Source organism: Saprospira grandis DSM 2844, from assembly GCF_000275825.1.
GTDB classification, from domain to species: Bacteria; Bacteroidota; Bacteroidia; order Chitinophagales; family Saprospiraceae; genus Saprospira; species Saprospira grandis_A.
The window spans coordinates 1400235-1423267 of record NZ_JH719942.1 but is presented as its reverse complement, the minus strand read 5'-3'; the positions used below and the strand labels follow the sequence as shown (position 1 = coordinate 1423267).

The window sequence follows — 23033 nt, the reverse complement described above, 5'->3', positions numbered from 1 at the left end:
TTTAACTTTTAGGCCAAGACCATTGATTTCTTCTTGAAATTGATAGAAGGTAAATGCATATCCTAACTCTTTTTCTGCTGTTCTAAGTGAGTTATCTACTTTGACCTTAGCTAAACTTTGAGCAAAACAATCCTCAATAGTATTGAGTTGAATAAGCCCTAGTTGAGCTCGCGATAGTTGTGCAATTAAACCCTCAATTAGTGCTTTAGCCATAGGACTTTGGCTAGCTTTAGCTAAGCTATTTAAGCTGTCTAAAAGCTCTGCCTTTTGCCAAATAAAATCGGCCAGCGACAAAGTACTATCAAATTCTAGTTTAACCTGGGCTAAATATTCCTCTTCTTCTTTTGCTTGTTGCTCTTCTTTGGCCAACTTCTCCTCCAACTCCTCCTCCGTCAAAAAGTCATCTTTGGCCAGGGCTTGGTCCAAAATGGGTTCTAGTTGGTTAGGAGAAAGGACATAAGGCGCAATGCTAGACTCAATAAAGCGCGATTTAGCTCTATACTTCTTAATCTTTTCTACTGCATCATAACGCTCAAAAATTTGGGCCAATTCTTCTAAAAATATACTGGGCGGCTTGTTGTCTGCCTGCCCCACTAAGGCCTTAATATCTGCTGCAATTAGACGGCAAACTTTGAGCTTTTTACCTTCCTTGAATTTGGCGTAAAGATTTTTCAGATAGCTTTTTTCTTCCCACTGGTCTTTTTGAATATTCCCTTGCAGCTTTCGTGCTTTTAAAGTAACAGCTTCAGCATTTAGAGCAAACTCTAACAAAAAATCAGTTTTGGGAATATCCTCTTCTTTAAGGGCCAAAAATAGCTGCTCCAAATTTGCCTTTTCCATTTTGAGCTGCGGCTTAAAGGCCTTTAGGCCCTCTTTGGTCTTGAGCAAGGCCAGCTTAATTGTAGGGCGATCGGGATCCTCTGCAGGAAGCTCCTGATAAAGCGCATAGAGTTCTTGATATTGCGCCAAGGTTTCTTCATAAAGGGCTGTATCTTCTTGATACTGCTGCTGCTTTGCCAAAAAAAGTTCTCGCTGCTTCATCTGTAATAAATTTAGATGGCCAAAAAATAAACTCGATAACAGAAAAATGGCTAATGCTTTCATCGCTTTGTTTTTATGTTTACACAAAGGTAGTAACTTTAATTTGTAAACGCAAATTTAGTTTGATTTTTTTGGATGCCTAGTCGCTTCGCTCGGCCCTTTTTAGGTATTGCTTCGCAATGATATATGAATGAGGGTTGAAACCCTCATGAATTAAACGGCATCTAAAATTGAACAAAAGCTGGACGGACAAGCCCCTAGGCAATCCAATGGAGTCAGCCCTCTGCGAGGGCCTCAACTATTGATATACAAGGCCTTGTTCAGTTGTTGTTGCAGAGAAGAACCTTATTCAAAGGCCCTCTTTAGAGGGCTGTCTGAAAAAGCTAGCCTAGGGGCTTGTCCCTAGGCAGCAAAAAGGGGAAACACAAAGCTTTAAACAGTCTCCAAAATAAATTCCCCTTCTGTATACCTAAGCACCAAAGAACAGGCAGCAAAAAGCGATATTATAGTAGGTCCAAAAGGCGGCTTAAAAAGGGCCGAAGGCCCGCGGCTGAGGGATGGAAAGTGGTGCGGCGCAGCCGCAGACCAAGCAAAATGAGCGTAGCGAATTTTGCGCAGGGCCGAGCAGACCTGCGAGCCACGACACAGCCCGACCCGACCGCAGGAAGGGGCAGCCCCAAAACAATAAGAATAGAATAAAAACAAGCCTTTAGTTCCTCCCTATTTGGCAGAACTTTGGGTTTCTGTTATCTTTGAAAAGATTTTTGAACACAAAATTACAGCAACATGCAAACAGCAGAGCAAATTGATATGAGCCAAGTGCTCAAAGAACTAGGATTGGCCGAGGTCAATGCCGGTAGCAGCACAGGTTTAGAGGATTTTCATGAGGCCAATGCGCCCCAGATTTCTTCCTACTCTCCAGTAGATGGTGCCTTGATTGCTAAGGTATATGCCACTAGCCAGGCCGAATATGAGCGTATTGTATCGGCTGGACAGGCCGCTTTTAAGAGCTGGAGAACTACGCCTGCTCCTCAACGTGGCGAAATCGTTCGTCAATATGGAGAAGCATTGCGCCGCCACAAAGACGCTTTGGGCCGCCTAGTTTCTTATGAAATGGGAAAAAGCCTGCAAGAAGGCTGGGGGGAAGTACAAGAAATGATTGATATCTGTGACTTTGCTGTTGGACTTTCGCGCCAACTTTATGGCCTCAGCATGAAATCGGAGCGCCCCAACCACAGAATGTATGAGCAATGGCATCCGCTAGGGATCGTAGGGATTATCTCTGCCTTTAATTTCCCCGTGGCCGTTTGGTCTTGGAATGCCATGATTGCCCTTGTTTGTGGCGATGTTTGTATCTGGAAAGGCTCTGAAAAAGCGCCTCTTTGCGCCATTGCTTGCCAGAATATCTTGAAAGAGGTTTTGGAAGAGAATAAATTGCCCGAAGGACTTTCGGCAATCGTAACTGGCGACTATCATGTAGGGGAGTGGATGACCAATGACGAGCGCGTTCCATTGATTTCTGCTACAGGTTCTAGCCGTATGGGCCGCATTGTGGGCCAAACAGTAGCTGGCCGCTTTGGTAAAACCCTTTTGGAATTGGGCGGAAACAACGCCATTATCGTTACGCCTCAGGCCGACCTTAAAGTGACCCTAACCGCTACGATCTTTGGTGCCGTAGGTACTTGCGGACAGCGTTGTACGTCTACTCGTCGCCTTATCGTTCACGATTCTGTTTATGATAAAGTAAAAGAGTTGTTGATCAATGCTTACCCCCAACTTCGCATTGGTAATCCTTTGGACCAAAACAATCATGTTGGTCCATTGATCGACCAAGATTCTGTAAACACTTATCTAGCCGCTATTGAAGCCGCTAAAGCCGCTGGCGGAAACGTCTTGGTAGAAGGTGGTGTATTGGAAGGCGAAGGTTATGAAAGCGGTTGCTATGTGAAGCCTTGTTTGATTGAGGTGAGTGAGCAATTTGATATCGTAAAAACAGAAACTTTTGCCCCTATCCTTTATTTGCTCAAGTACAGCGATTTGGAAGAGGCCATTGCTATGCAAAATGATGTTCCTCAGGGATTGTCTTCGGCCATCATGACCGACTCTATCCGCGAGGCCGAGCTCTTCCTTTCTTCTCAGGGTTCTGATTGCGGAATTGCCAACGTAAACATTGGTACTTCTGGAGCTGAAATTGGAGGTGCTTTTGGTGGAGAAAAAGAAACTGGTGGAGGACGTGAGTCGGGCTCTGACGCTTGGAAGGCCTATATGCGTCGCCAAACCAATACCATTAACTATGGTGCGGATGTACCTTTGGCGCAGGGAATCAAATTTGATTTCTAAGCTAAATAGCTAATTACTAAAGGGCTGCGGAAGATCTTCCGCAGCCCTTTTTTTGTAAAATGAGGGAGATAAATAAAAAAAAATTAAACCTAGGCCCTTTTTGGGCATCCTAGAAGCGAAACAAGGAAGATGGTCTATGAACAAAACAAAAATGGCCCTAGAAGAAAGTAGTTACCTACAGCCAGAGGAGCAAGAATTGCTACAGCAACTACAAATGCCGCTAAGTTTTGAGCGTGCTTTTAGTCAGTTGGTGCAACAATATCAAGAGCGCCTATACTGGCATTTGAGAGGGATGCTTGGTCCCCATGAAGAAGCCGATGAGGTATTGCAAAATACCTTTATTAAGGTCTATAAGGGGATTGATAAGTTTAGAGGACAGTCTAAACTCTATACCTGGCTCTACCGAATTGCCACCAATGAGGCCCTAAGCCACTTGCGCAAGCGCAAGCGGCATCGGACCGAAAGTCTGGAGCTTTTGGACCATCAGGCGCCCGCTCAAGCCGATAGCTACTTGCCCGCAGAAGATATTCAAAATCTATTGCAAGAGGCCATAGCTCTTTTGCCCGATAGACAGCGACAGGTATTTTTGCTTCGCTACTATGATGAAATGCCCTATCAAGATATGGCCGAGGTCCTAGAACTTTCGGTCGGTAGCCTGAAGGCCAGTTATCATCATGCCGTAAAAAAAATTGAAAACTACATTAAACAGCAATAAGATGAAGGACCCCAAAAAAGGAGCAGAAGTTTGGGCAGAGCTAGCGGATATGAGTCCGCTCTTGGCCAAGCATCGGCAGCCCTTGCCCCAAAATCGAACTGCTCCCCCAAGGGATTATTTCCAAGATTTGCCCCAGCGCCTAGAAGAGCGCCTAGCGGCTGAAGAAGAACTGACTGAAATCAGTCCCTTTTTGGCCCAACATAAAAAGCCCTTAGCGGAAGAGCGCAGCGGGCCTCCAATTGGCTACTTTGAGCAAAATCTCTTGGACCTCAAGAAGAACAGAGCCCGGAAAAAGAAGAACCGCCTTTGGCCCAAAATAGGCTTGGCTGCCTCGGTGGCCCTATTGGCAGGAGCCGCCAGCTTTTGGCTGCTCAATAACCCTCGGCTCAACAGCAACAGTATGGCCATCAATAGTGAAATGGCCGAAACTTACCTTTTGGCCGAGCTAGATGATTTGCCTATGGATGACCTCATGGCTTATGTTGATGATAACACCTTGGACCAACTAGAAGCCAATTTGCTTCCCCCTCGCAATGGCGCCACTATAGAAACCGAACTACTAGAAGAAACAAACAACGACGAGCTTCAAGAGTATCTAGATCTGGATGTTCTAGACGATCTTGAAGATGATTTGCTCCACTAAACTGCTCCAAAAGGCAGTTCCTAAACAACAATCTAAATTCTGATGACTATGAAGTATTTATCATTTATGATGCTACTCTTTTTGGGTAGCTTGGGCCTGAATGCACAACCCCCCGCAGGTGGCCCCAAAGAAGACGGTCCTCGCAAGGAGCGTATGGAAGCCCTTCGCATTGCGTATTTAACTAAAGAGCTAGACTTGTCTAGCGATGAGGCTAAAAAGTTTTGGCCGGTATACGAGGCTTTTAAAGAAGAAAAGAAAGCCCTGCGTAAAGAAGGCAAAGACCTCCATCAAAAAGATTTGGCGTTGATGTCAGACAAAGAGGTAGAGGGTGCTTTTGAAGAAAGAATGAAGCTCAAAGAAAAGCATATTGCCCTAGAGCGCAAATACCATAAGGAGTTTAAGAAGGTTTTGCCTTTGCGCAAGGTGCTGATGCTTCAAAAGGCCGAAAGGAGCTTTAAAAGAGAGGTGCTCAAGGCCATGAAGGGCCATCATAGAGGTGGAAAACATCATGGCGGCAAGCACCATAGAGGGGGCAAGCATCATCGCGGAGAGCGTGGGGATGGTCCTCCTCCCCCCAGAGATTAGGGTTAATCTCAGTCATGCTTTGGAAAAGAAGGTCTGCTTTGGCGGGCCTTTTTTTTTGTTTTGGGGCCTGCCGCCTTTGGCGGCCGGGCCCTTGCATGGCTCGCAGGTCTGCTCGGCCCTGCAGCCGCCTTTGGCGGCTTTGGTCTGCCGCTGCGCGGCCCCCTTTCAGGCCCCTAGGCCGAAGCGCGGGGCTTTGGTTTGGCCTTTGTTTCTACCAAGGAGAGACCCCATCTTCTTCATCGGCTTCTTTTTGGGGATAAGCTTGGCGGTAGGTCCATTTTTCTTTGGCCCGACTAATAAACAATTGGGCCAGGAGGAGATTGATCGGCTGGTCTTGGGGCTGTATTAAAATCTGTCGGAGCTTATGCTCTGGAATATCCCAGCGGTAACAAAGCTGAAAAAAGGCTTCTTGCAAGGGGTTGAGATAGGGGAGTAGGGCTTGGGCCAGCGCCTCCTCTAACTGGGTCTCTTCTTGGGCCTTTAAATTTGGGAAATCCTTGGCCAAAATAGTACTTAAGGCAGAAATCGACATGCGTGTATATTTTTGGATGTAGAGGAGCGAAGCGACTGGCTGAGGGATGGAAAAGGGGGCGGCGAAGCCGCAGACCCAGCAAAATGAGCGTAGCGAAATTTTGCGCAGGGCCGAGCAGGCCTGCGAGCCCTGACACAGCCCGACCCGCCCGCAGGGCGGGGCAGCCCCAAAAAAAATTAATCCTCAGCGAGATAACAGTCCTGTAGTTTTTTGGCCCAATAGCTAGGGGGCTGTTCATTGAGCAGGCTTTGATTTCGGATAGGAATATTTTCGGGCTGGGGATAATGGGCCAGGGCCAGTTCCATTTCTGCTTCTCGGATGAGGTGGAGCATGGGGAAGGGCGAGCGGTTGCTATAATGGCTGCTAGCCTGCTCATCTTCGCCAGCAAAAAGGTATTTGGGATGAAAACTGGCGAGTTGATAATGGCCGCGCAAATCGACTTGGTCAATGAGGAGATCGGCCAGATCGAGCAGATCTAGATAATCAAAAAACTGGGCAAAGCCACTTTCAAAAATGAGCAAGCTCGTACTAATTTCTGGATGAGCTTGTAGTTCTTGCAAAGCCTGTTCAAGGTCCAGCAGGGCCGCTTCTGCAGTTTGGGCCTTAGAGCTGTGGTAGGCAATACGATTTTGGTGATGCGGGGCATAGGCAAAAGGGCAAAGTTGGAGGTCGAGCACCACTGATTTTAGCCAAGCTTGGGTAGCTGGAATCGCCTTAGAATTTTTATTTTCTTGCATAAAATCTTATTTTGAACAAGTTCTGGACGAAGATAAAGAATGCAAATTAGAATATGGAAATAAAAGAAGCACAGGCCGCCGTAGACCATTGGATCAAGACGGTGGGCGTTCGTTATTATAATGAGTTGACCAATACGGCCATTTTGATGGAAGAGGTGGGGGAGTTGGCTCGTTTGATGGCTCGAATTTATGGGGAGCAATCTTTTAAGCGGGCGGAAGATGAGGCGAATGCTCAGGAGAACTTGGGCAGTGAGATGGGCGATATTTTATTTGTATTGCTCTGTTTGGCCAATCAGACCGGGGTAGATTTGGGCCAAGCCTTGGAGGACATTATGGAAAAGCGCAAAATTCGGGATGCCGAGCGGCATGCCAACAACCCCAAATTGAAATCATAGGCCCTAGTTGGCTGACAAAAAGAACCTTATGAAGAAGCATAATTTTTCGGCTGGACCAGCCATTTTACCCGCCACAGTTTTGGCCGAAGCGGCCGAGGCGGTAAAAGAATTTGGACAAGAAGGGCTATCTATTTTAGAGATGTCGCATCGTTCTAAGCCGATTACGGCTGTAGTAGATGAGGCTCGGGATTTGGTGCGGGAGCTCTTGGAGCTAGAAGATGATTTTGAGGTGCTTTTCCTAACGGGGGGGGCTTCTTCGCAGTTTTTCATGATCCCGATGAACTTATTGGGAGAAGGTGAAACGGCGGCCTATATTGATACGGGGACTTGGTCGACCAAAGCCATCAAAGAGGCCAAAAACTTTGGAGAGGTCCTGGTTGTGGGCAGTTCTGCGGATAAAGATTATACGTATATTCCCAAAGCTTGTCAGATTCCGGCCCATTGCAAATATCTGCATATAACGACCAACAATACCGTTCGGGGGAGTCAGTTTCATCATTTGCCAGAGCGTCCGGAGGGTTGTTTATTGGTTGCGGATATGTCCTCTGATATTTTTAGCGGCCCGATTGATGCCAACCAATACGACTTAATTTATGCTGGGGCGCAGAAGAACCTGGGGCCAGCGGGAGTGACTTTAGTGATTGTGCGCAAATCTATTTTGGGTAAGATTCAGCGTCAGATTCCGACCATGCTCGACTATCAGACGCATGTTAAAAAGGGCTCGATGTTTAACACACCGCCGGTATATCCCATTTATGTATCTATGCTTACTTTGCGTTGGGTGCAGGGGCAGGGGGGCGTAAAGGCCATGCAGCGTCGGAATAAAGAAAAGGCCGATTTGTTGTATCAGGCGGTAGAGGCGCATCCCAATTTCCGGCCCACCGTAGCCAAGGCAGACCGCTCTGTTATGAACGCCTGTTTTGTGGCGGATACGGCAGCGCATGAGGCGGCTTTTTTGGCCTATTGCGAGGCCAATGGCATTAGTGGTTTGAAGGGCCACCGATCGGTGGGGGGCTTTCGGGCTTCTATGTACAATGCCATGGATTTGGCATCGGTACAACATCTCGTTGATTTGCTGAACAACTTTAAGCCATAGGGAAAATGCAAAAGCCCTCGCCTGAAATTGGGCGAGGGCTTTTTGATTAGTCAAGGTTTAGAAGGCTTTCTAGCAGCAGGTATAGTCGGCTAGAGAGGTAGTCGGGCCATCGGTGATTGGGGTGGAGGTCTAGCTTTTTTGCTCGTTTAATAGCATCCTGAACATTGGGAATTAGCTTTTGTGCAGGATAGTCCGCTTCTTTAAAGCCGCCTAAATAGTCGGCCAACATTTTTTTACTATAGGTCTTGTTAGAAGATACTTTTTTATTTTGGAAAAGTAACTCCTGTGTTTTTGGAGCTAAGGTACTTACATCAACAAGGTGTAGAATAAGCCATAGTTCGAAGCAGGGATTGCTTAAGGCTAAGAAGTAGCCTGCCTTTTGGTGACAAATTTGGGCGACCTCCTTAATCATTTTTTCAGACTAAGCTTGATAATCTCTATCGATAACCATCCAGAGTTCATCTTCTTCATCTAGGCTATAATTTTCTGCAAAAGCATTTAGTTGTTCTAAGACTGCCCTTGGGCTAGAGTTATTATGATCTTTAGTTAAGACTTCTAGATGTACTTTAGTATGATCTAGCTCTTCGGACAGGGCTTCAAAGTAAATAGGTTCGGTATATCTTCCTTCGGTAGCGACCACAAATAATTTGGGAGATAGTTCTTCTTCTACTCTTAGAAAGGGGCGTCTTATTCTTCCCATGACCAGGCTAAATTTTGGGGATTGGCTAAAAACGGAATAGCGCCATATCGGCCGAGCAAGTAGCCTTTTCTAATATTTTTGTCGGCTCTTGGTTTAAAAGCGGCTAGAGAGTACAGCTTAGAGGCAGAGTTTTTCTTTTTTTCGATAAACCAAATTTCATCTTTTCGAAACATTTTGAGGTCGAGTAAATTTGATTCATGAGTAGTGGCAATAAGTTGGCTTTGAGGGCTCGCATAGGCTAGAAAATAACTTAATAAGCCTTTGCTTAAGATCGGGTGCATGCTTCGGTCTAATTCATCGACTAGGTAAACCACATTATTTTCTTGTAAGTCTAATAACATGGGAATAAAGTCGATGAGTCGGCGTGTACCATCAGATTCTTCGGCCAATTCAAATAGAATTTCTTTACCAGATTTATGCAAATGGCTACTCGCCAGTTTATAAGCGGTTAGTTCTCCTTTATTGTCTTTTTCTAGGGCAAAACTATTGATATGGTCTGCAGAGCTAATAAGTGCTCGTTTACCAAATTCTAATTCTGCAACAACATCTTCGATTACTTCAGCGGGAATACCTTGAATTTGGCTTAAGTCTTTCAGGCTAATTGTTTGCAGACTATGTATGCCTGTTTTGAAATGCTGAAGCAGTTTAGAGATCGACTGTTTAAATTCAGAGTTATCAGAGAGTTTAAATTCTATTCCTCTAAACTTAGAGTGAGGGTAGAAAATTTTGAGTTGATGCTCGAACCAGTTGTATACGGCTGTAATAGCGGAGACAAAAGAAACATTTCGGTCAATACATTCCTTTAAAAAAGTCTTATTTTTAGGGGTGCCTCGTCCTACAAACTGTATAAACTGTTGATCTTCGGTATTTTTGATCAGCTGTTGGCCCAAGGAGAGTTGAAGTCCTTCAGTGCTTTGCTTTCGTTCAAATATTTTTTCTTCCTTTTCCTTATCAATAAGATATAGCCACTCTTCTTCTATTTGTTTTTTATTGAGCAGTAAGCCGTAGGCATAATATTGTTCAGCGACTTTTATCTCTACTTCTAAGCGAGAGTTTAGTCCTTCTTCCTCGCTGAGCTTAAATCGGCTAACTGGAATTTCTTTTTGTGCATCTGTAGGCCCTTTTAGCGCCATAAATTGAAGAAAGGCTAAGGCCTTAATCAGGTTAGACTTTCCAGAGGCATTGGCTCCATATATGAGGGCTGAGCGCAAGATTGGAATTTCATTCCGTCCCTTAGAACGAATGACATGTTCTGGCTTGAGGCTACCTTTGCCTGCGACTAAGCTAAATTCTACTTCTTCCTCAAATGACAATAAGTTGCGAACAAAAAACCGAATAAGCATATAAATAGGGTGTTGTTTTACACAAAATACGGTTTTTTCGTAAAGAAAAGCAAAAGCCCTCGCCTGAAATTGGGCGAGGGCTTTCTTTGTTAGAATAGCTCGTGCTTATTCAAAAATGACGCTATTGGCTTCTAAAAGGAGCTGAGATCCTTCCCCGCCTTTATATTCGCTATAGGGGGTTGCTTTTGTGGGCTCGCCATTGAGGTCGATGACCCAGAAGTGATGAACGGGAGCATCTTCTACTAGGTCCATCTCCACAACATTTTCATCGGCAGAAATATTGGTCCAGTAGTCTCGGTCCGTAAAAAAGTAGGCTTGGTCCTCTACTTCTTTGGTTTGTGCTTTCTGGCTAATATGGGCTTGTCCTTTGTCGTCGTAACGGACCGAAAGCTGTACTTTTTTGCCATCAAAGTTATAGGTTTTGCCTACCTCATAATGCTGAGCAAAAATAAAAGAACTGCAGAATAGGCAGAGGAATAAAAATAAGTGCTTCATTGTATTTGCTTGTAAAATTATAGAATACTTTAAGATAACAAAAAAGCCTGACTAAGTAGTCAGGCTTTTTGTTAATGGCATCAAATTATTCAAAAATAATTTCTTCTGCTTCCAAAATTAGGAAGGTATGGGGGTACTCAATACCTTTTACTTTTTTATCAACAAGTTTGCAGCGCATACAGCCTGCTTCTGGAACGCAGGTTATTGTTGCAGTATTAACATTCATCATATAGCTGGCACTACAAGAGCCTTTAGAACTTCTTTTGCAGATACAAGAGAAAGTTACAGAGGGCTTAGGGCCGCCTACTTGAACGGCTTGCACCTCTTCATTAGTGGGGGCAAAGCTAATGATCCAAAAATTATCGACAGGAGCGTCTTCTGTAGCTTCCATCTCTGTAATATTGCCATCGGCAGAAATATTGGTCCAGTAGTCTCGGTCCGTAAAAATATAGGCCTTACTTTCTTCTGTATTTTCATTTTGGCTGCGACTGACATGTGCTCGGCCATCTTCATCATAGCTTACGGTATAAGTAATGCCTTCGCTACTAAAGTTATATTCTTGTCCTACCTCATAATGTTGGGCAAAAAGAAAAGAGCTACAGAACAGGCAGAGGAATAGAAATAAATGTTTCATCAATTTTGTGTTAAAAGGTTTAATAATAAAACGAAATTAAAAAAAAAACAGTATCACAAAATTAAGGGTAAAAAATATTTTTATTTTCTGGGGCTTGCCCGCCCTGCGGGCGGGCCAGGCTGTGTACTCCCGTTGGTCGTCGAACTGGCGCCCCTATAGGGGCTGGTTGTCAGGGCTCGCAGGTCTGCTCGGCCCTGCGCAAAATTCGCTACGCTCATTTTGCTTGGTCTGCGGCTTCGCCGCCCCCTTTTCCATCCCTAAGCCTGCGGCGGCTTCGCCGCCTGCTAGCTGTGGCTGCTGGTTGAAGCCAGCAGCTATACAACAGCGGCATTGCTCCGCAATGCTACCAGAATGAGAGTCGCCTTTACTCTTTAAGCAAAACAAAGTAACCTGCCATATCTTTTGATTGTGCGCGTTTAACTTCGTTCAGCTTATAGCGGAGAGGATGAAAATCTTTACCTTTTATTTCTTTGAGCTGGTTATTTAAGCGTTCTGTCAATTTTTGGCAGACCTCCTTAACTGTACCTTCATTGTATGAATGTCTAAAAGTAGCTCTGAAAATCAATTGTGTAGCCTTGGTAGTTGCTATTCGCGCTGCCATCTCCTTGATTTTAGCCTGAAAGTTATTGAGTAAAATTCCACCAAACTCCTTTTCATATCTGCTCTCCTCTTTACTGTAAATACCAAAGGTATTACTGAGCAGATAGGTCTTATTCAGTTGAAGGTCCTGGCCAAAAGCAACATTTTTATCACTCAACTCTTTTTTTACCTGAATTTCTTTCTTGTACTTATCGGTCTTGGCAATTTCCTCATGAAAACCAGAAGCATCCGCTCTAGCTGCAATGAGTCGGAGAACTATCTCTTCATCCACTCCATACTGTCTTGCATTATTGGCCAAGCCCTTTATTTTACCTAATAGCTCATGCTCAGCAATAATTTCTTTTAACTCCTTAAGAGAGCCATATTTTACTGTTGTTGGATCAACTCCAAAAGCTCTAGCTTTGGCTTGAAGAGCTATTCTTTCTTTTTGCTCTTCTCGATCTTGGGCCTCTTGTCTCCGTCTTTTGGCTAAGGAGTTGGCATATTGAGAAGCTGTAGAGGGGCAACCGTCTTCAGTTTGATTAAAATCAACTACTTTTTCTTTTCTTTCCTCTTTAAATAATTCAGTCGCCAATGATTCATAATTATTAGATGTGTTATATTGGTCAATTCCTGTACTTGCTAATCCTTGACCTTGATAGTAAATAATTGTATTGGGAAATACTTTTTTTAACTCAAGAAGAGATGCAACTTGAGTCGTTTTTCCAGGGAATGCTATTCTAAAAATCTCTTTATTGATATCTTCATCAGTTGTAAACTTTGTTTTAATAACTTTTGATGGATCAACCATATTTCCATCCAGCGGAAAAGTGGTATATTCACAAATTTGGGTGACAGAGGTATTGGATTTTTCAAAAAGTTCTTGTAATGAGGCTTTCATCAAACGGTCGACCTGATCGCCCAATGTTAGATCTGATTCTTGCGCATTCTTTGTGGAAGTTTGAATACAATTTCGGTAGACATCAATTTTGACATATTTTTCACTCAGACTTAAGTCTTCATCTTTATATATACTGTCTAAAGACGCTATGAAATTTTGAATGATTTTAGTGGAAATTTCTACTTTATCAGTTACTATATTCATTAGCATATGTTTAATATCTAATTCTAAGGACGCACTGAGGCTCGCTTTAGTAATTGCTGCTGGGGAAGAGGGGGCTAGTACCGTTAATATTTCGATAACCTCATCAAAAAGAGGTAAATAAGCTTGAGTTAATTTTGTTGCCTTATTAGCTATTTTTTCAACAACATAGCCTTTTATTCCTCCTTCTGAAGGAATACTTTCGGATAAATCTAGACTATCTAGGATGCGTTTTGCATAATCAAAGGAGCTTTCACTAAAGGTGAATGTTTTTAATAAAGCTGTATTGATACTGAGAGCATATAGCCTAGTATCTGTTTTGGCATTTTTGTAAATGCTAGCTACATCTAACATTGTTATAGTGTTAAGGTCGGCATTCTTAAAAACCTCTAGCGTTTCTTGATTGACTGAAATAAAGGCTTCCGTTTCTTTTAATTGCTCCTCATAAAATTCTAATTGTTTACTTAGTTCTTTATCTAAAGGATTGCTTATTTCTTGCTTACGAAGTTTGTATACAAGTTTTTTGTAATTTTCTTGCTCCTCTTTGAAGGCAAGCAAAATTCTACTTATTTCTGCTAATATTTCTTCTTTATCCATAACTTATTTGGGGACTTTTATTTAATACTCAGTATAGTAGGATGTTATAAAATGCTCTGGCAATGATTCTAATTTTTTTACTATACTATCAGCTAATAGGTTGAATTTTTGGCTATCTTCTGTATATGAAAAAAGGTAATCTCCATTCATGTTCATGAATGAACTTCTGGATATATATGATGATTTACTGCCTATTTTTTTATTGCGTTCTTTTTCTAGTATAGCAGGGATAACTTTAGGGTTAAAGCTATGTTCTCCTCTGTAATTCTTTGTGCTGCCTTTAATAACAATTGCTTTAGTCTCCCCATCTTTTGAATTATATTCTAGAGAGCTGTAGCTCTGTATAAGCGTGTTTTTTTCATCAAAAAGGTCTAATCCTCTAAAAGAATCAATTGCTATAGAGTATTCTGTAGCAATATTAAGAGATTTAATTACTGTTCTTTCACCAAAATTATAGGTCGAAGTTTCTCTATGAATACTTATAGTCGCGCTAGCAGAGTCCTTATTCGGGCTATATCTTATAAACTCTCGTTCTATTCTATCATTTCCACTTATTACATCATTTCCCCTTTTGCTGCTAGATAGCCTTGTAATCTTCCCATCAGTCCAACTGGTGTCGCGCTTAACAATAGGTTCAGGTTGACTATCCTTATCTTTAGTTTTTTGAGGGCTTTCTTCCCCACAGCTGCTGAAAAATAAAAGGCTAATTATTGATAGCAGGAGGGGGGGATGGTGTTTGAAGGCTGTCATTGGGTTAAATTTTATTTTGTGAGAATAAGGGCTTTGTAGTTTAATGATTTGATTTTAGGGCCTTGTATTTATGCGGCAAGGCTTACTACCTTTTTTGTCCATAACTTATTTTTATGACGTTGGTTCGGTAAGAAGATTCCATGAATTGCTTTGGCAATGAATCCATTTTTTTTGATATACTATCAGCCAATATATAAGATCCTGTATCATTTTGAATATATGAAAATATGTAATCGCCATTCATATGAAAATATGACCTTCTGATTATATGTATTGACGCGCTATCTAGTTTTTTATTGAATTCGTTTTCTATTATAGCAGGGATGACTTTAGGGTCAAAGCTAAGTCCTCTATCATCCTTTGTATTGCTTCTCATGGAAATTGATTTAGTATAAGCATAGTTGCCTTTAGGTATATATTCCATTAATAGATATTCTTGTAGAGGAATGTTTTTTGGATTAAAAAGATCTAATCCTTGGAAAGAATCAATTGCTATAGAGTAATCTTTGGAAGTAGTAACGGATTTTAAAAATTCAAATCCAATAGAACTGTAGGTCGAAGTTTCTTTATAGATGCTTATACGCGCACTACTAGAGTCTTTATTTGGGGAATATACCATTAGCCCTACTTCGATTGTATCATTTCCACTTTTACTACTAGATAACTCTGTAATCTTCCCATCAGTCCAAGTTGTATCGCCTTGAATAATAGGTTTGGCTGGACTATCCTTCTCTGTAGTTTTTTGAGGGCTTTCTTCCCCACAGCTGCTGAAAAATAAAAGGCCACTCATACTTAGTAGAAGCAAGCTCATTTTAGATAGATATTCCATAGTCTTTAAATTTAGTTTTAAGTTCATTTTTAAGTGATTGTAATTTATTCGAACTTTGGTTTATATCATTTAATAAGCGGTGGAGTTCCCCCCTCACTTCATCCAAACTCCCCTCTACCGTTCGGTTTTTTAAATGCTGTTTTAGATTAGCCACAATCTTAATGAGTCGAGGCTCTTTGGCCTTAGCTTCTGCTACAAAAGCACTGAATTTCTGCTGTTTTTGCTCACTAATTTCCGCCAATTTGTCTTCTAGAGATTTAGAGAGTTTCAGTAATCGAAGTGATAGTTGATAATGTCGCTCTTCAATTTTTTAGCTCTTCTAACTTAATTTTAGATTTAAAAGCCATACGCTAAAGTTTTTACGGTTACTAGATACGACTAAAGTCGTGGCTTTTTTTCGCAAATGCAAGTTATATCTTAAAGTTTATTCATTTTTTATTTTTCTGGGGCTTGCCGCCTTCGGCGGCCGGGCCCTTTCAGGGCTCGCAGCTCTGCTCGGCCCTGCGCCGCTTTCAGCGGCTGGGTCTGCCGCTGCGCGGCACCCTTTCAGGCCCCTAAGCCTGCGGCGGCTTCGCCGCCTGTAGGATGGATATATATATAGCTCTGGGTGGAAACCATCGGCTCATATCATTTAGAGCAAAGAAGGGCTTTAGCCTGCTCTTTGCATAGACCCACAACCATGGGCTTCAGCCCATGGGCCCAAAACCGCCCATCCGCCGAAGAATAAAGCACGGACTGAAAAATGTTTATTTATGGAGGGTTTCAACCCTCCATTGAACACAAAAATGCATTCGTTAATTGGCTGTAGGTTTCAACCTACAGGCCCATATAGCAGGCCCGTAGGGCCGCAGGCCTAGCGATGTGCAGCAGTGGCCGAAGGCCAGACCAAGGCGGCAAAGCCGCCATGGCCGAAGGCCAAACGGCCTAGCGATGCGGCGGGGTGGCCCGCAGGGCCAGACCGAGCCAGCTTGCTGGCGAAGGGCCGAGCAGACTTGCGAGCCCCAAAGCGTAGCGCCGCAGCTTTGCTGCGGAGGCCCCAAAGAAAAAGGCTAAAAAAATTTGGAATCAAACAAACGTTTGGTAAATTTGCCAAAGCAACAAACCAAATAAAAATGCCCGTACAAAAGATTACGAAAGAGGAAATTGTGCGAAAAGCAATTGTTGTTTTTCGGAAGCAAGGATATAACAAAACCTCTATGCGTGATTTGGCCCAGGCTTGCGGCTTGCAAAAGGGGAGTTTTTACCATTATTTTTCTTCTAAAGAGGCCTTAATGTTGGAGGTCTTGACCACCTTATTGGAGTATTATCGCAAGAAGATTTTTGCCATTGCCTATGAGGAGGAGAGGAGTCCTTTGGCGCGTTTACAAGCTTTTTTTGACCAACAAGCGCCTATATTTACGCAAGATTTGGCGGGTTGTTTATTTGGAAACATTACCTTAGAGACGATATCTGTAGAGGCTGAGTTTAGGCGAGTACTACAAGCCTTTTTTAAAGATTGGGTAGCGGCTTTTCAATACCTCTTTGAAGAGGCGGGAGCTCCAGAAAAGGAAGCCGAAGAAGCTGCACAACAAACAGTAATGCAAATAGAAGGCGCATTGATGATGATGCGCGTATATCAAGATATTAAATTGTTAGGCTCGGCCTGCAATTGGGCCCTAGAGCGGCTCAAGCGTTGGCCAAAAGCCGAGAAAAAATAATTCCTTCATTAAATTAATTAGAATCACAAGATGAGCAGACGGATTAGTAAAGTCGCTGTACTCGGATCTGGTGTTATGGGAATGGGTATTGCTGCCCATTGTGCAAACATTGGACTAGAGGTATTGCTATTGGACATTGTTCCTTTTGACCTTTCTGAAGAGGAAAAGCAAAACCCTGCAGCGCGCAACCGATTGGCCGATCAGGCCCTTAAAGCCGCTGTTAAGGCCAAGAAAATTGAGCCCTTTTATGATCCTGCTTTTGCTAGCCGTGTAAGCACGGGCAACTTTGAGGATGATTTCCATAAAATTGCTGATTGCGATTGGATTATTGAGGTTGTTGTAGAGCGCCTCGATATTAAGCAAAAGGTGTTTACACAAGTAGAGAAATACCGTAAAGCAGGAGCTATTGTGAGCTCAAACACCTCGGGGATTCCTATTTCTATGATGCTAGAAGGCCGTAGTGAAGACTTTCAGAAGAACTTCTGTGGGACGCACTTTTTTAATCCTCCTCGTTACCTCCAACTCCTCGAGATTATTCCCACAAAAAAGACCGATCCTGCATTGATCGACTTTTTTATGGATTATGGTAGCCGTTTCCTTGGAAAGCAAACGGTACTTTGTAAAGATACTCCCGCCTTTATCGCCAACCGCGTAGGCGTATATGCTATGGCCAAGATTTTCCAATTGACGGAAGAGCTTGGTCTTTCTATTGAAGAGGTAGACCAGTTGACTGGGCCCGCTCTTGGCCGCCCTAAAACAGGAACTTTTGCCTTGGCTGATTTGGTGGGTCTAGATACTGCCGAAAAGGTAATCAAGGGCATTAAGGACAACTGCCCCAGCGATGAGCAAGCCGCTGCCTTTGATGTACCTGCTTATCTACAGTTTTTGCTAGAGAACAAATTTTTGGGGAACAAAACCAAAAAAGGCTTCTATGAGCGCACAAAACAAAAAGATGAGAATGGCCGCAAAATTAAGTTGGCCCTCAACCTTGCCACTCAGGAGTATGCTCCTGCTCAGCGCGTGAAGACTGCACTTTTAGGCGATCTCAAAAATGTTTCTGGTCTAGCCGGTAAGGTAAAAACCTTCTTTAAAGATAAATATCAAGAGGACAAAGGGGCAGAGTTGGTTCGCCGCTCATTGTTGGGCCTTTTTGCCTATGTGTCTAACCGCATTCCTGAAATCTCTGATCAGTTGTTTAGCATTGATGATGCTTTGCGTGCTGGTTTTGCTTGGAAAGTTGGCCCTTTCCAATACTGGGACATGATTGGCCTTGAAAAAGGCGTAGAATTGGCCGAGGCCGATGGACAAACGCTAGCTCCTTGGGTAAAAGAAATGATTGCCGCAGGTCATACTAGCTTCTATAAGGTAGTGAATGGCGTAACCAACTATTACAATGTAGACAGCAAATCTTATCAGCCTGTACCCGGTGCCGAGCAGTCAATTATCTTGGATAATATCCGCGATAAGTCTGTAGTTTGGGAAAACAGTGATGTTCAACTACACCATATTGGAGACCAAGTACTTTGCTTGGAGTTCCGTTCTTACAAAAATACTTTGGGTGAGGGTGTTGTTCGTGGTGTCATGCAAGCTATTGAAATTGCTGAGCAAGGAGACTGGAGAGGTTTGGTGATTGGTAACAATGCCGAGAACTTCTCTGTTGGAGCCAACTTGATGTTGATTGCCCAAATGGCTTATGAGCAAGATTTTGATGAGCTCAATATGGCCATTCACGCTTTCCAGCAAATGAATATGCGCCTGCGCTACTCTAGCATTCCCGTTGTGGTCGCTACTCAAGGACTTACCCTTGGTGGAGGCTGCGAAATGGCCATGCATGCCGATGCCGTAATTGCTTCTGCAGAATCTTATATCGGTTTGGTTGAGGTAGGTGTTGGTTTGATCCCCGGTGGTGCTGGAACCAAAGAATTTGCCCTCCGTGCCTCAGATAGCTTCCACAAAGAGGATGTATATGTTCCCAAATTGATTGACCGTTTCAAAGCGATCGCTATGGCTTCTGTGGCTACCTCTGCCCCCAAAGCCTTCAATGTAGGATACCTCCGTCATGGAATCGATCAAGTATCTGTAAATGCTAGCCTGACGCTTCAAAAAGCAAAGCAAAAGGTGATCGCTTTGGCCAATGCAGGTTATGTACAGCCGGCTAGCCGTCATGATATCGAAGTATTGGGCCGTGGTGGTCTAGGCGCACTTTATGTAGCTGCCGAAAGCCTCCGCCTAGGTCGCTATGCTACTGATCACGATATCAAGATTGCCAAAAAAGTAGCTTATGTGCTTTGTGGTGGAGATCTTTCTGCCCAGCAAAAAGTATCTGAGCAATATCTACTCGATATCGAAAGAGAGGCCTTCTTGCAGCTTTGTGGCGAGCAAAAGACCCTCGAGCGTATCCAAGCTATGCTCACCACCAACAGACCTTTGCGCAACTAAGCCGAGCGACTCATTATTATTTCAGACTTTAAAGATGCTAATATAAATATGGATGCATATATCGTAGCGGGCTATCGTACCGCTGTAGGACGTGCCAAGAAAGGAGGTTTTCGCTTTATGCGCTCTGATGATTTGGCCGTAGAGGTAATCCAACACCTCCTCAAAAAAGTAGAAGGCGTAGAAGCCGATATGGTAGATGATGTTTTGGTGGGTTGCGCCAATCCCGAAGGGGAGCAGGGCCTGCAGGTCGGTCGCCAAATCTCTATGCGCGCCTTGAGCAAATCAGTAGCCGGGGTAACCGTAAACCGCTATTGTGCTTCTGGCCTCGAAACAATTGCTATGGCTACAGCTAAGATTAAGGCCGGTATGGGCCATATCTTTGTGGCTGGCGGTGCCGAAAGTATGAGTACTGTCCCTATGACAGGCTATAAGTTGGCCCCCAACTATAATGTCGCTTCTACTACTCCCGATTATTTGGTGGGTATGGGACTTACTGCCGAGGCCGTGAGCAATAAATACAATATTTCTAGAGAGGACCAAGATCAGTTCGCTTACCTTTCTCATGTCAAGGCTGCCAATGCTTTGGACCAAGGCTATTTTAAAGACCAAATTCTACCCATTGATGTCAAGGAGGTTTATGTAGAAGATGGCCAACGTAAAGAACGTAGCTTTACTGTTGCCCAAGATGAAGGCGTGCGCCGTAGCACTACCCCCGAAGCCTTGGCTAGGTTGCGTCCCGTCTTTGCCCAAGGTGGTAGCGTTACCGCAGGTAACTCTTCGCAAACTTCTGATGGAGCTGCCTTCGTTTTGGTGGTTTCTGAAGAAATGGTCAAACAACTCAATCTACAACCTATCGCTCGCCTAGCTGCCTGCGCTGTAGGTGGTGTAGAGCCCTTGTATATGGGTATTGGTCCCTGCGTGGCCATCCCCAAAGCACTCAAGCAAGCAGGTTTGCAGTTGGGCGATATCGACCAAATTGAATTGAATGAGGCTTTCGCCGCTCAATCTTTGGCCGTTATCCGCGAGGCTGGCCTAGACCCCAATATCGTGAACGTCAATGGAGGCGCTATCGCTCTCGGTCACCCCTTGGGATGTACCGGCGCTAAGTTGTCTATCCAGTTGTTCCACGAAATGCGCCGCCGTAACCAAAAATACGGTATGGTGACTGCCTGTGTTGGTGGTGGACAAGGTATTGCGGGTATCTATGAGCTACTCTAGATCAAGGAATACTTAAATGTTGAAAGACCTGCTCCTGCTCTGGAGTAGGTCTTTTTCTTTCTAATTTAGGATGTTTTGGGGCTTGCCCGCCCTGCGGGCGGGCCGGGCTGTGTCAGGGCTCGCAGGTCTGCTCGGCCCTGCGGCCTGACGGCCTTGGTCTGCGGCTTCGCCGCCCCCTTTTCCATCCCTAAGCCTGCGGCGGCTTCGCCGCCTGCTAGCTGTGGCTGCTGCTTGAAAGCAGCAGCTATACTAAGCACAATAAAAAATGAGCCGATGGTTTCAACCATCGGCTCATATCATTTAGAGCAAGCCAGTTTGCATAGATCCTGCCCAAAACCTTAGTTTTAGGCTTAGGAGCCAAGCGAAAAAAACTATCTCAAGAAGTCTTCCTTCTCTCTTATAGGGACCAATTTATATCGCTGTTTATCAACAATCAGAATTCCATAATCTGTCTTGCCTGTTGGGATATCTTTGAAAATTAACCCCATGACGCTAGGATATATTTTATTTCTCTTTTCATCACGACGATAGGAATTATTGAAATCAAATTGAATACGAACTTTATCACTAATTCGATTTTCCTTCGTATGGTATTCTTTTAAGTCAATATATTCCTTGGAGAGAAATATTCCAGTGACGGGCTGGAAATTAACATCCTTCATTAAGGTATCAACATAAACATTAAACAAAACATCATCCTTCTCTTGTACTTGTGAAGTTCTTACGTAGTTCGATATTTTTGAAAGCTGTCCAGAGCTGTCATACTCTTTTTTTCTCCAATAATCCATAACGTTAAGATGCTCTTGTACCCAACCTTCTAAAGATATAATACTATCCTTTTCTTGGTGATAGTTAGTATAAGTTCTTGTTTGAACTTTTTGCTCTAAGCATAAATAATCTCCGAAAGAAGTATAAGAGGGTTGCTGTTGCTCTTCCTCAGGCTTATTAGAACAGCCAATAAGGAAGAGGAGTAAAATGCAGTAGATTGGTTTTAGAGTCATTACTTTGTAAATTTATTTACGAATTCATTTAAGCTCATTCCTATAATCAACATATCAATGTCTTTAGTTATTTGAAGGAGCAGTTTTTGAGTTGTTAGAGCTTGTTTATCGTCTAAATATGCACTAATAAATTTATCGTCCACAAATAAGTCTGTATAGGTCTGCTTGGATTTAGCATCAGCAATAAAAGTCTTTACCTCTGACAGTATGTCTTCAATAGATGGCTTTCCTCGCTGAGCTTCATTTTCAGCATGCTTTAATATTGCTTTGACTACCTCAGTTACTATGAGTTCACTCTTCTTTGCAAAGTCAACACAACTACCTCCAAAGCTCATGATGACACCAGATACAGGAACCTTTTCTTCTAAATAACTGATTAGCCCCTGAACTTTATAGTCGGTAGATTTGAATTTAAATAGTAATCTATCTTTTATCTCAAGAAATGCTCGGTCTAGCCATCTTTCCCCTTCATCTTTTAAGTGATCAAGGATTAAGTGAATATCTCTTTCGCCTCGTAAATTATCGTCTTTTTGGTTCAGGATAATCTTGAATCGACTATAGACCTGCCCTTTTTTATAAGTTGAAGCAGATAGTTGAACTTTTATATGCCCATCTTCCTCTACTCCTGAGATTCTAATTCTATATTCTCCAGGAGGAATCTTTTTAGTTAGTACATCATTAGATATGAATTCCACTTGAGTTAAATGAGGGCGCTCACCATAGATATAACTTTGATACTCTTCTCCATTTGAATTCATGAAATAGATTTGTCTTGGATCAAAATCAATATCCATTTTGACTACTATGGGGTCTAGCTTGACTTCCCAATTCAATGTATAAGTGACCTCATCGATCTTTGCCATCGGTAAAGTTGTGCTCCTTTCTTGCTCATTATATCCAATTAACTCAAAGTAATAGATATCATCGTCGAAGTCTTTTTCCGTTAGCTTAACCTTAATCGTTCCTTTAAAATCAGCAGGATCAATCTCCCATTTTCCACAAATACTACGGGGACTACTCGCTTTTCTAAGAATGATTTCTTTAACTCCAAATTTGCATACGTTCTTTTTAACAGTAAACTCTCTCCCTTGAGTGTTATCTTGTTTGGGCAGCCACTCTTTAATTTCGTCAAAAGGAGACTCTTGGTCAAAATCAACTAGAACGTGAATTAAATCTGAAGCTTTATCTTTTGTGATGGATTCTATTTTAGAAAGCTCTTTCTTTTTCCCAGAAAGTTTACCTCTAAATACGTCACGCCTACAGCCTACAAGCTCTACTCGATAATCTCCTGCGGGGACTTTATCGCCTAAGATAAAATAACCTGTAGAATGATGGAGAAATATTTCTTCATCTTCCTCTTCAGGAGGATCATTAAGCTTCACACATTGAACAACTTTTCCCTCATTATTTATTAGGTGAATATAATGGACAATATCTGTCCATCCAAGCTCAAATGAAATGACAATCTCGCCCAAATTTCTATTAGACAACAACTGCTTGCTAACTAAAGATTTAAACAATTTTTGGGTTGATTGTAACTCATGAAATAGAGTAGTTGCATTACT

At 43.0% G+C, this 23033-nt stretch carries 20 protein-coding genes and 2 pseudogenes; 9 read left to right on the top strand and 13 right to left on the bottom strand.

All coding sequences use genetic code 11. The features are described 5' to 3' along the window. Positions 1-1104 (bottom strand): annotated as a pseudogene (locus SAPGRDRAFT_RS06495) (hypothetical protein); the annotation flags it as partial. Positions 1105-1827: 723 nt separating this feature from the next. Between SAPGRDRAFT_RS06495 and amaB the strand changes: the two are divergent. From amaB to SAPGRDRAFT_RS06475, 4 genes are all read left to right on the top strand, one after another. Next, positions 1828-3381, top strand: coding sequence for an L-piperidine-6-carboxylate dehydrogenase (gene amaB, locus SAPGRDRAFT_RS06490; RefSeq protein ID WP_002658144.1), 1554 nt, complete (start codon positions 1828-1830; stop codon positions 3379-3381). A 136-nt stretch (positions 3382-3517) separates the two neighbouring features. Further along, on the top strand, positions 3518-4096 hold the full coding sequence (locus tag SAPGRDRAFT_RS06485) for an RNA polymerase sigma factor (protein ID WP_002658143.1): 579 nt from the start codon (positions 3518-3520) through the stop codon (positions 4094-4096). Next, complete coding sequence (locus SAPGRDRAFT_RS06480; RefSeq protein WP_253271281.1) at positions 4071-4739, top strand: hypothetical protein; 669 nt, start codon at positions 4071-4073, stop codon at positions 4737-4739. Before SAPGRDRAFT_RS06485 ends, SAPGRDRAFT_RS06480 begins: the two co-directional genes overlap by 26 nt. A gap of 48 nt (positions 4740-4787) precedes the next feature. Then, positions 4788-5324 (top strand): hypothetical protein, encoded by a 537-nt coding sequence (locus SAPGRDRAFT_RS06475; RefSeq protein ID WP_253271280.1) that lies wholly within the window; start codon positions 4788-4790, stop codon positions 5322-5324. A 211-nt stretch (positions 5325-5535) separates the two neighbouring features. Here the strand turns inward: SAPGRDRAFT_RS06475 and SAPGRDRAFT_RS06470 are convergent, their stop codons facing one another. Continuing rightward, positions 5536-5856, bottom strand: coding sequence for a hypothetical protein (locus tag SAPGRDRAFT_RS06470; RefSeq protein ID WP_002658140.1), 321 nt, complete (start codon positions 5854-5856; stop codon positions 5536-5538). 176 nt (positions 5857-6032) lie between these two features. Continuing rightward, positions 6033-6593, bottom strand: coding sequence for a DUF1415 family protein (locus tag SAPGRDRAFT_RS06465; protein ID WP_002658139.1), 561 nt, complete (start codon positions 6591-6593; stop codon positions 6033-6035). 53 nt (positions 6594-6646) lie between these two features. On the opposite strand from SAPGRDRAFT_RS06465, the gene SAPGRDRAFT_RS06460 reads away from it, so the two are divergent. After that, on the top strand, positions 6647-6988 hold the full coding sequence (locus SAPGRDRAFT_RS06460) for a nucleotide pyrophosphohydrolase (RefSeq protein WP_002658138.1): 342 nt from the start codon (positions 6647-6649) through the stop codon (positions 6986-6988). Positions 6989-7016: 28 nt separating this feature from the next. Next, complete coding sequence (serC, locus tag SAPGRDRAFT_RS06455; RefSeq protein WP_002658137.1) at positions 7017-8084, top strand: 3-phosphoserine/phosphohydroxythreonine transaminase; 1068 nt, start codon at positions 7017-7019, stop codon at positions 8082-8084. A gap of 46 nt (positions 8085-8130) precedes the next feature. Here serC and SAPGRDRAFT_RS23410 read toward each other — a convergent pair. The 8 genes and pseudogenes from SAPGRDRAFT_RS23410 to SAPGRDRAFT_RS06410 form a co-directional block, all read right to left on the bottom strand. Then, positions 8131-8784 (bottom strand): annotated as a pseudogene (locus SAPGRDRAFT_RS23410) (RloB family protein). Further along, complete coding sequence (locus tag SAPGRDRAFT_RS06445) at positions 8772-10127, bottom strand: AAA family ATPase (RefSeq protein ID WP_002658136.1); 1356 nt, start codon at positions 10125-10127, stop codon at positions 8772-8774. The pseudogene SAPGRDRAFT_RS23410 and the gene SAPGRDRAFT_RS06445 overlap by 13 nt, the downstream one beginning before the upstream one ends. A 105-nt stretch (positions 10128-10232) precedes the next feature. Further along, positions 10233-10622 carry a hypothetical protein gene (locus SAPGRDRAFT_RS06440; RefSeq protein WP_002658135.1) on the bottom strand — a complete coding sequence of 130 codons (390 nt, stop codon included), beginning with the start codon at positions 10620-10622 and terminating at the stop codon, positions 10233-10235. An 85-nt stretch (positions 10623-10707) separates the two neighbouring features. Beyond that, positions 10708-11256: a hypothetical protein gene (locus SAPGRDRAFT_RS19820; protein WP_002658134.1), complete on the bottom strand. Its 549-nt coding sequence runs from the start codon at positions 11254-11256 to the stop codon at positions 10708-10710. Between the two features lie 364 nt (positions 11257-11620). Further along, positions 11621-13534, bottom strand: coding sequence for a hypothetical protein (locus tag SAPGRDRAFT_RS06425; RefSeq protein WP_002658133.1), 1914 nt, complete (start codon positions 13532-13534; stop codon positions 11621-11623). Between the two features lie 21 nt (positions 13535-13555). Further along, positions 13556-14284, bottom strand: coding sequence for a hypothetical protein (locus SAPGRDRAFT_RS06420; RefSeq protein WP_002658132.1), 729 nt, complete (start codon positions 14282-14284; stop codon positions 13556-13558). A gap of 85 nt (positions 14285-14369) precedes the next feature. Further along, positions 14370-15113 (bottom strand): hypothetical protein, encoded by a 744-nt coding sequence (locus SAPGRDRAFT_RS06415; protein WP_002658130.1) that lies wholly within the window; start codon positions 15111-15113, stop codon positions 14370-14372. Continuing rightward, positions 15097-15354 carry a hypothetical protein gene (locus SAPGRDRAFT_RS06410; protein ID WP_002658129.1) on the bottom strand — a complete coding sequence of 86 codons (258 nt, stop codon included), beginning with the start codon at positions 15352-15354 and terminating at the stop codon, positions 15097-15099. Before SAPGRDRAFT_RS06410 ends, SAPGRDRAFT_RS06415 begins: the two co-directional genes overlap by 17 nt. 871 nt (positions 15355-16225) lie before the next feature. Here SAPGRDRAFT_RS06410 and SAPGRDRAFT_RS06400 point away from each other — a divergent pair. Genes SAPGRDRAFT_RS06400 through SAPGRDRAFT_RS06390 form a run of 3 tightly spaced genes read left to right on the top strand, consistent with a single transcriptional unit; the run spans position 16226 to position 20467 of the window. Next, a complete protein-coding gene (locus SAPGRDRAFT_RS06400; protein ID WP_002658126.1) occupies positions 16226-16810 on the top strand; it encodes a TetR/AcrR family transcriptional regulator in 585 nt (194 codons plus the stop codon). A gap of 30 nt (positions 16811-16840) precedes the next feature. Beyond that, positions 16841-19249: a 3-hydroxyacyl-CoA dehydrogenase/enoyl-CoA hydratase family protein gene (locus SAPGRDRAFT_RS06395; RefSeq protein WP_002658124.1), complete on the top strand. Its 2409-nt coding sequence runs from the start codon at positions 16841-16843 to the stop codon at positions 19247-19249. A 48-nt stretch (positions 19250-19297) separates the two neighbouring features. Then, the gene (locus tag SAPGRDRAFT_RS06390; protein ID WP_002658122.1) at positions 19298-20467 is read left to right on the top strand and encodes a thiolase family protein; all 1170 of its coding nucleotides are present in this window, start codon (positions 19298-19300) and stop codon (positions 20465-20467) included. 371 nt (positions 20468-20838) lie between these two features. Here the strand turns inward: SAPGRDRAFT_RS06390 and SAPGRDRAFT_RS06380 are convergent, their stop codons facing one another. Together SAPGRDRAFT_RS06380 and SAPGRDRAFT_RS06375 are read right to left on the bottom strand one after the other, a co-directional pair. Beyond that, positions 20839-21468, bottom strand: coding sequence for a hypothetical protein (locus tag SAPGRDRAFT_RS06380; RefSeq protein WP_002658119.1), 630 nt, complete (start codon positions 21466-21468; stop codon positions 20839-20841). Beyond that, on the bottom strand, positions 21468-22988 hold the full coding sequence (locus tag SAPGRDRAFT_RS06375) for a hypothetical protein (protein ID WP_002658117.1): 1521 nt from the start codon (positions 22986-22988) through the stop codon (positions 21468-21470). The genes SAPGRDRAFT_RS06380 and SAPGRDRAFT_RS06375 overlap by 1 nt, the downstream gene beginning before the upstream one ends. Positions 22989-23033 lie beyond the last annotated feature (45 nt).

What these genes read in the sequence shown, in the direction of transcription:
- amaB (WP_002658144.1), top strand. Translation starts at nt 1,828, where the DNA reads ATGCAAACAGCAGAGCAAATTGATATGAGCCAAGTGCTCAAAGAACTA.
- SAPGRDRAFT_RS19820 (WP_002658134.1), bottom strand. Translation starts at nt 11,256, where the DNA reads ATGAAACATTTATTTCTATTCCTCTGCCTGTTCTGTAGCTCTTTTCTT.
- SAPGRDRAFT_RS06460 (WP_002658138.1), top strand. Translation starts at nt 6,647, where the DNA reads ATGGAAATAAAAGAAGCACAGGCCGCCGTAGACCATTGGATCAAGACG.
- SAPGRDRAFT_RS06425 (WP_002658133.1), bottom strand. Translation starts at nt 13,534, where the DNA reads ATGGATAAAGAAGAAATATTAGCAGAAATAAGTAGAATTTTGCTTGCC.
- SAPGRDRAFT_RS06445 (WP_002658136.1), bottom strand. Translation starts at nt 10,127, where the DNA reads ATGCTTATTCGGTTTTTTGTTCGCAACTTATTGTCATTTGAGGAAGAA.
- SAPGRDRAFT_RS06485 (WP_002658143.1), top strand. Translation starts at nt 3,518, where the DNA reads ATGAACAAAACAAAAATGGCCCTAGAAGAAAGTAGTTACCTACAGCCA.
- SAPGRDRAFT_RS06420 (WP_002658132.1), bottom strand. Translation starts at nt 14,284, where the DNA reads ATGACAGCCTTCAAACACCATCCCCCCCTCCTGCTATCAATAATTAGC.
- SAPGRDRAFT_RS06395 (WP_002658124.1), top strand. Translation starts at nt 16,841, where the DNA reads ATGAGCAGACGGATTAGTAAAGTCGCTGTACTCGGATCTGGTGTTATG.
- SAPGRDRAFT_RS06415 (WP_002658130.1), bottom strand. Translation starts at nt 15,113, where the DNA reads ATGGAATATCTATCTAAAATGAGCTTGCTTCTACTAAGTATGAGTGGC.
- SAPGRDRAFT_RS06380 (WP_002658119.1), bottom strand. Translation starts at nt 21,468, where the DNA reads ATGACTCTAAAACCAATCTACTGCATTTTACTCCTCTTCCTTATTGGC.
- SAPGRDRAFT_RS06470 (WP_002658140.1), bottom strand. Translation starts at nt 5,856, where the DNA reads ATGTCGATTTCTGCCTTAAGTACTATTTTGGCCAAGGATTTCCCAAAT.
- SAPGRDRAFT_RS06440 (WP_002658135.1), bottom strand. Translation starts at nt 10,622, where the DNA reads ATGAAGCACTTATTTTTATTCCTCTGCCTATTCTGCAGTTCTTTTATT.
- serC (WP_002658137.1), top strand. Translation starts at nt 7,017, where the DNA reads ATGAAGAAGCATAATTTTTCGGCTGGACCAGCCATTTTACCCGCCACA.
- SAPGRDRAFT_RS06390 (WP_002658122.1), top strand. Translation starts at nt 19,298, where the DNA reads ATGGATGCATATATCGTAGCGGGCTATCGTACCGCTGTAGGACGTGCC.
- SAPGRDRAFT_RS06475 (WP_253271280.1), top strand. Translation starts at nt 4,788, where the DNA reads ATGAAGTATTTATCATTTATGATGCTACTCTTTTTGGGTAGCTTGGGC.
- SAPGRDRAFT_RS06465 (WP_002658139.1), bottom strand. Translation starts at nt 6,593, where the DNA reads ATGCAAGAAAATAAAAATTCTAAGGCGATTCCAGCTACCCAAGCTTGG.
- SAPGRDRAFT_RS06400 (WP_002658126.1), top strand. Translation starts at nt 16,226, where the DNA reads ATGCCCGTACAAAAGATTACGAAAGAGGAAATTGTGCGAAAAGCAATT.